At 64.7% G+C, this 6,379-nt stretch carries 6 protein-coding genes and 2 pseudogenes; 5 read left to right on the forward strand and 3 right to left on the reverse strand.

All coding sequences use genetic code 11. The features are described 5' to 3' along the window. Positions 1-141, forward strand: a pseudogene (locus Q1K09_RS12815) (IS5/IS1182 family transposase); the annotation flags it as partial. A 91-nt stretch (positions 142-232) separates the two neighbouring features. Here the strand turns inward: Q1K09_RS12815 and Q1K09_RS12820 are convergent. From Q1K09_RS12820 to Q1K09_RS12830, 3 genes are all read right to left on the reverse strand, one after another. Further along, positions 233-1,663 carry a mycothione reductase gene (locus Q1K09_RS12820; RefSeq protein ID WP_300345864.1) on the reverse strand — a complete coding sequence of 477 codons (1,431 nt, stop codon included), beginning with the start codon at positions 1,661-1,663 and terminating at the stop codon, positions 233-235. Positions 1,664-1,789: 126 nt separating this feature from the next. Then, positions 1,790-3,373 (reverse strand): GMC family oxidoreductase, encoded by a 1,584-nt coding sequence (locus tag Q1K09_RS12825; RefSeq protein WP_300345866.1) that lies wholly within the window; start codon positions 3,371-3,373, stop codon positions 1,790-1,792. Continuing rightward, positions 3,374-3,958, reverse strand: coding sequence for a hypothetical protein (locus Q1K09_RS12830; protein WP_300345868.1), 585 nt, complete (start codon positions 3,956-3,958; stop codon positions 3,374-3,376). Between the two features lie 119 nt (positions 3,959-4,077). Between Q1K09_RS12830 and Q1K09_RS12835 the strand changes: the two genes are divergently transcribed. The 4 genes and pseudogenes from Q1K09_RS12835 to Q1K09_RS12850 all read left to right on the forward strand — a co-directional run. Beyond that, entirely contained in the window at positions 4,078-4,848 is a 771-nt protein-coding gene (locus Q1K09_RS12835; protein ID WP_300345869.1) for an IclR family transcriptional regulator, read from the forward strand. Positions 4,849-4,952: 104 nt separating this feature from the next. After that, entirely contained in the window at positions 4,953-5,282 is a 330-nt protein-coding gene (locus Q1K09_RS12840; protein ID WP_300345870.1) for a putative quinol monooxygenase, read from the forward strand. A 77-nt stretch (positions 5,283-5,359) separates the two neighbouring features. Continuing rightward, on the forward strand, positions 5,360-6,163 hold the full coding sequence (locus Q1K09_RS12845; RefSeq protein WP_300345871.1) for a ParA family protein: 804 nt from the start codon (positions 5,360-5,362) through the stop codon (positions 6,161-6,163). Positions 6,164-6,288: 125 nt separating this feature from the next. Further along, a pseudogene (locus Q1K09_RS12850) lies at positions 6,289-6,379 on the forward strand (IS5/IS1182 family transposase); the annotation flags it as partial.

A 6,379-nucleotide genomic window follows, 5' to 3' on the forward strand; every position in this document is an offset into this window, starting at 1 on the left:
ATCGTCGAACGCGGGTTCAGCCATCTGAAGCAATGGCGCGGTATCGCCACCCGCTACGACAAGCTGGCCACCACATTCCGCGCCGCAGTCCTACTCCACGGCGTCATTGCTTGGACCAAGCATTTATCAGACGCGCCCTAGAGGCCAGCACCGGCGGGCCGCTGCGAGAGCCGCTGACCTGTACGGCTGCGTCGGGCTCGTCCTGCGCCAGGGTCCACCTGCGGGCCTGGGATCACAGCGGAGCTCCGTCCGGCACCGGAACCTCCAGTCCCAGCAGCGCGTTCTCGGTCACCTCCATCAGCGCCGGGTGAATCCAGTACTGTCCGCGCGCCACTGTGGCGGCGTCCTGGTCGAAGCTCATGGCGTGGACGATCGGCTGGATCAGGTTGGAGGCCTGGTATCCCATCACGTGGGCACCCAGCAGCGTTCCATCCCGACGGTCGGCGATGACCTTCATCACCCCGTACTCATCCTCCATCGCCCAGCCGTAGGCGGTGTCCCCGTAGCGCTGCAGCGTGGTGGTGAGGTTGTCAGCACCCACACGTTCGGCCGCCTGGGCCTCGGTCAGACCCACCTGAGCGATCTCCGGGTGGGAGAAGATCGCCGAGGGGATCGCGTGATGGCGGACAGTTCGCAGGTCGCCGGGGTTCTCCAGGTTGTGGGCCACCACGCGGGCCTCATGATTGGCCACGTGTTTGAGCATCGGCTCGGAGCAGATGTCGCCCAGGGCATACAGGCCGGACACCGGCTTTCCGCCGCGCAGCACCCGCTGGTGCTCATCGACGGCGAGGCGGCGGTCCGGCAGGACGTCCAGGCCGGCCTCCTCCGCGCCGATGAGATCTGTGTTGGGCACCCGGCCGATGGCCACCAGCACGACGTCGACCTGGTACTGCTCTGCCCGCCCGTCGGAGGTCACCAGATGCGCAGTGAGGCCGCTGCCGCTGGGCTCCACCGCACCCAGGGTGCGCTGGTAGAGCACCGACCAGTTCTTCTGCGCCTGCTCGGAGTACCGGGCGGAGATGTCTGCATCGAGCTGGTTCATCAGCCCGCGGCTGCGGTTGATCTGAACGACGTCGCTGCCGAGCCCGGAGAAGATGCCGGCGAACTCACAGGCGATATATCCCCCGCCGACGATGAGGATCTTCTGCGGCAGATCCTCCAGGCGCATGATGGTCTCCGAGGTGTGCACCTGGGGCAGGTCGATTCCAGGCACCTCAGGCAGCACCGGACGTGAGCCGGCGGCGATGACCATCTGTTCGGCGTCCACTTCTGCGCCGGACTCGGTGCGGAATGAATGTGGGCCGGTGAGGGTGACCTTCTCAGAGATCAGATCCACATTCTCCAGCTCTTCGCGGTACTGCCGGCCGCCGGAGGAGACGGCGTCGATGCGGGAGAAGATCCTGTCCCGCATGCCCGGCCAGTCCACTGAGACCGTGGCCTGCTCCACCCCTAGGCGGGCGGCCTCCTCCGGTATCCGGGCCAGCGCCGAGGGCCGGACGAACATCTTGGTGGGGATGCACCCCACATTCAGGCAGGTCCCGCCGAAGGCCCCGGTGGCATCAATCCCCTTATCCGCCAGGGCGACCTTCTTGGTGTCCCAGTACGGGGTGATCAGAGAGTTGCCGGAGCCGGAGCCGATAATCGCCAGATCATGAGTGGGCATGGTGCCAGCATACGGCTCGGATCCGCGGCATGCGTGGTGCGGGCGCGGGCCCCAGCAGCTGCGGCCGCACCGGTCTTGCTGCTCCGGCCCGCATCGCAGCCTCCGGCGGCAGACCCGCGCAGCGGTTCAGATCTGCTGGGTCTTCAGCTGCTCCGCGATGTAGTCAGCCTGGCGGATTGCCAGGGCGACGATGGTCAGCGTCGGATTGGCCGCCGCCCCAGTGGTGAAGACCGAGCCGTCAGAGATGAACAGATTGGGCACATCGTGGGTTCGCCCCCATCGGTCGACCACTCCGTCCTCTGGGCGCTCGCTCATTCTGGCAGTGCCCAGATTGTGGGTCGATGGGTAGGGCGGAGTCCGGTGAGTGCCGACGGCGTCGACGGCCTGGTAGACCTTCTCCCCGGCCGCGTAGGCGTGCTCGCGCATGGCCACATCATTGGGATGGTCGTCATAGTGCACATTGGGCACGGGGAGACCGTTCTCGTCCTTGACCGTGGTGTTCAGGGTCACCCGGTTGGACTCCTGCGGCATATCTTCGCCGACGATCCACATGCCGGCAGTGTTGGTGTAGGAGTCCAGCAGCTTGGTGAAGTCCGGCCCCCAGGCCCCCGGCTCCACGAATGCGGCCATGAATGCCGGGCCCAGGGAGATGGTCTCCATGTAGTACCCGCCGGCGAAGCCACGGTCCGGGTCGTGGACGGACTCGTCGCAGATGACTCCCGCCATCGTCTCACCGCGGTACATCCGTACCGGCTTGTCGAAATAGCCCCAGACCGTGCCGGTGAGGTGGCGCATGTAGTTCCGACCCACCTGGCCGGAGGAGTTGGCCAGTCCATCGGGAAAGCGTGGAGTTCCGGAGAGCAGCAGCAGCCGCGGGGTCTCGATGGAATTGGCAGCCAGACATACCAGTTTGGCTGCCTGCCTGTGCAGATTGCCCTCCTTGTCCAGGTAGAGGACGGCGTCAACCTGTCCCTCAGCGTTGTGGGTGATCTGCACCGCCTGCGAGTTCGGGCGGAGGTCCAGCAGTCCGGTCTGTTCGGCTCGGGGCATCTCTCTGACCAGGATGGACCACTTCGACTTATTCTTATCCCCTTGGAAGTTGAAACCGTCCTGGATGGAGGCGGGACGGCCGTCGTATTCCTCGGCGTTGGTGGCGTAGGGCCCGGTGGCGTAGAACTTGTAACCAGCCTTCTCAGCACCGTTGGCGAATACTTTGTAGTTGTTGTTGGCGGGCAGGGGCGGACGTCCATGCACATGGGTGGACCCCATGGCTTTCTCGGCGCGGTCATAGTAGGGCGCCAGGTCCTCGATTCCGATGGGCCAGTCCAGCAGATTGGCCCCCTCGACCCGGCCGTAGACGCTGCGGGTCTTGAACTCGTGGGCCTTGAATCGGGGTGTGGCTCCAGACCAGTGGGTCGTAGTCCCGCCGACGGCTTTGACGATCCATGCTGGCAGATTCGGGAAGTCCCGAGCGATCCTCCAGGAGCCGGAGGTGGTGCGTGGGTCCAACCATGCCATCTGGTTGAACGATTCCCATTCGTTGTTCACGTAGTCGTCGTGGGTCAGATACGGCCCGGCTTCCAGGACGACGACGGGCAGGCCCTTTCGCGTCAGTTCGTAGGCCAGGGTTCCACCCCCGGCTCCTGAACCGATGATGACGATTGCCTCTTCGTCCTGCTCGACGCTGAATCCGGTGACGCTGGAGGTCATTTACTTCTTCACCTCTTCCATATCTGAGCTGGTGGCCCCGGGCTGATTGGTCGAATCCGCAGCGCTGGCCTCCTCGGCGGCGGGCTGCGGGACCTCCAGGGCTCCAGGGGCGATCTCCGGCATCTGTTCCCCCTCTGGGTAGTCGACCCGAGGCTCAGGCAGCCAGTCCAGGTCGTTGAATCCCCGCGTGATGTATCCGCCGCGGTCGAAGGAGGCCCCTTCGTACCCGAGCACCTCCCATACTTCGTCGTCGTCGTAGAGGTTCAGCACGGTGGTCCGACGCACGAATCCGAAGAACTCAGTCCCCTCAACGCGGCGCAGAACGCGCAGTGCGGCGTCGTCGTCGAGGTCTCTGAAATCGCCGCCGGCCAGCTGATTCAGCGACAGGAGGCCCTGCGTGAGGGCTACCCGGAACCACGTCTCGCTCTGAGCCTCAGCGAGAATCTTGTCTGCGGTTCGCTCATAGGGCGCATCGGGGATCTTCTCGTGGGGGAAGGCTACGCGCAACACTCGAATGAGCGTCTGGCGCGCATCCTCGGTCATCTCCATTGCGTTGAGGGATGGATACTTCGCGGGAAAAACCATGCTCGTTCCTTACTGCTGAGCTGACGAGGTGGCGTCGGTTCCCTGACGTTATGTGATCTGCAACACTTGCCTCCAGGCGGCTTCTCGCCTGACGAGAAACGGAAAGGAGTCCGGCGACCATGTCCTCCATCGCGGTCATCCAGCGCACGTTCGCTGTCCTGGAAGCAGTGGCAGCTTCCGGCAGCGCCAGCGCCAAAGAAGTCGCACATCGGCTTGAGATACCCCTGCCCAGCGTCTACCGCCTGCTGCAGGAGCTTGTGGAGCACGGGTACCTGGTGCACCTGAAGGAGCAGCGATGCTTCGAGTTAGGGCCGAAGTGTTTTGATCTGGGGCTCTCTTTCCGACAGCGGCTGGTGGCACCGTCGGCAATCCGCCAGGCCACCGATGAGCTGCACCGGCAGGTCCAGGCCGCCTCCTACTTCGCTGTCTACCGCGGCTCCGATATTGTGCTGACACACCTGTCCGACTGCACCGCCCATCCGCGTCTGAGGCCGCTGCGGTTCGGGTTCCATGAGGCTGCCCATGCCACCGCCTTCGGCAAGATTCTGCTGGCCGGCATGCCCGCCGAACAGCGGGATTCATATCTGGCGGCGCGCGGCATGCCGGTGCTGACCCCGCACACAATGACCAACCGTCACCAGTTGGATGCCCAGCTGCATGCCGTAGCTGTCCGCGGGGTCGCCTGGGAGCATGAGGAGTTTCTTCCGCAGAAGACCTGCGCAGCGGTGCCGGTGCGCAATGGCAGCGGGATACAAGTGGGCGCCATGGCGGTGAGCATGCCGTCACAGGAGGCAGCCGGACGCGAGCGTGAGATCGAGGCTGTACTGCGCGAGTACGCGGGACGCTGCTCGCGCTACCTGCGTTCGGGCCATCCTGTCACTGCCGCATAGGCGTGCCGCATCCGTTCTCGCCCGGCGAGAAGGCGCCTAGAGTGGTCGGCACGCGGTAGGGCACACTGAACGCCTACCGGCACCATGGAGAAAGGATCCCTGACGTGATTTTCATTGTTGTGAAGTTCAGCGTGAAGCCCGAGCTGGCCGATCAGTGGCCGGAGATTACCCGGGAGTTCACCGAGGCCACCCGCGCCGAACCGAAGAATAAGTGGTTTGAGTGGTCCCGCAGCGTGGAGAATCCCAATGAGTACGTGCTGGTGGAGGCTTTCGACGACGACGGCGCCGAACCGCATGTGAACTCGGAGCACTTCAAGAAGGCCACCTCCGCTGACGGCCCCATGGCTCAGGCCCTGACTTCCACGCCGAAGATCATTTCGCGCCAGATCGACGGCGAGGACTGGGATGAGATGGGTGAGATGAAGATTTCCTGACCCTCGGCTTCGGCTCTGGCCGCGACGTGCCCCCACAGGTCATCCTGTGGGGGCCTTTTCCGTCATAGGATGGAGGGGTGCAAATACTCAGCGTGTCCAGCTTGAAAGGCGGGGTCGGGAAGACCTCGGTCACTATGGGCCTGGCCTCTTCGGCCCTGAACAGCGGGGTCAGCACCCTGGTGATCGACCTGGACCCGCATGCCGATGCCACCACCGGCCTCAGCGTCTCTCGCGGTGCCGGCCGCGAAGCCGGGCAGCTGCTCAAGGAGGCGCGGAAAGCCTCCCTGAGCGACCACGTGGTCCGCTCCGGGTGGCTGGACCTCCTGGAGGACCCCGGCTCGGCAGCCCGGCTCGACGTGGTGGTCGGTTCAGCGCTCTCCGCGACTTTCGACAGGCCGGATATCCGCCCGCGGGACATGAAGCGTCTGAAGACTCTGCTGCAGGGCGTCAGCGGCTATGAGCTGGTCCTGGTGGACTGCCCGCCGTCGCTGTCCGGCCTGACACGAATCGCCTGGGCGGCCTCTCACCAGGTGCTGCTGGTGGCAGAGCCCAGCCTGTTCTCGGTGGCCGGCACAGAGCGGACCATGCGCGCGATCAAGATGTTCTCCAATGAGTTTGCTCCCCAGCTGACCCAGGCCGGAGTGGTGGTCAACCGCGCCCGCGCAGACTCGGCTGAGCACGAGTACCGGCTGCTGGAGATGGAGCGCCTCTACCAGGACAAGCTGATGCTGCCCGTGCTGGAGGAGAACCCGCATTGGCAGCAGATCCAGGGAGCGGCCTATCCGGTCCACCAGTGGCCCGGTGACCAGGTGCGCGATATGGCGAAGAGCTTCGACGAGCTGCTGAAGCAGCTGGTGCCGGCCAAGACGCTGAAGAAATGAGCTGTCGGGCCGGGTGGCGCACCTGCGGGCCTGCACACGCCGGCTCAGCGGTGCAGTGAGAGGCGAATCGTCCGTCTAGGGCGTGTCTGAGAAATATGTGAGGGACCAGCTGGAAGCCTGGAGGCATGTCACGTTTCCAGGTGCTCTCTGATGCTCAGTGGGAGCTGATTGCTGATCAGCTGCCTAAGCCCACAGGCAGGAAGGGGCGACCCTTCG

Origin of the sequence: Nesterenkonia sp., from assembly GCF_029265375.1 — a bacterium.
GTDB lineage: Bacteria > Actinomycetota > Actinomycetes > Actinomycetales > Micrococcaceae > Nesterenkonia.

Coding starts and splice junctions, on each gene's coding strand:
- Q1K09_RS12820 (WP_300345864.1), bottom strand. CDS start 1,663: ATGCCCACTCATGATCTGGCGATTATCGGCTCCGGCTCCGGCAACTCT.
- Q1K09_RS12825 (WP_300345866.1), bottom strand. CDS start 3,373: ATGACCTCCAGCGTCACCGGATTCAGCGTCGAGCAGGACGAAGAGGCA.
- Q1K09_RS12830 (WP_300345868.1), bottom strand. CDS start 3,958: ATGGTTTTTCCCGCGAAGTATCCATCCCTCAACGCAATGGAGATGACC.
- Q1K09_RS12835 (WP_300345869.1), top strand. CDS start 4,078: ATGTCCTCCATCGCGGTCATCCAGCGCACGTTCGCTGTCCTGGAAGCA.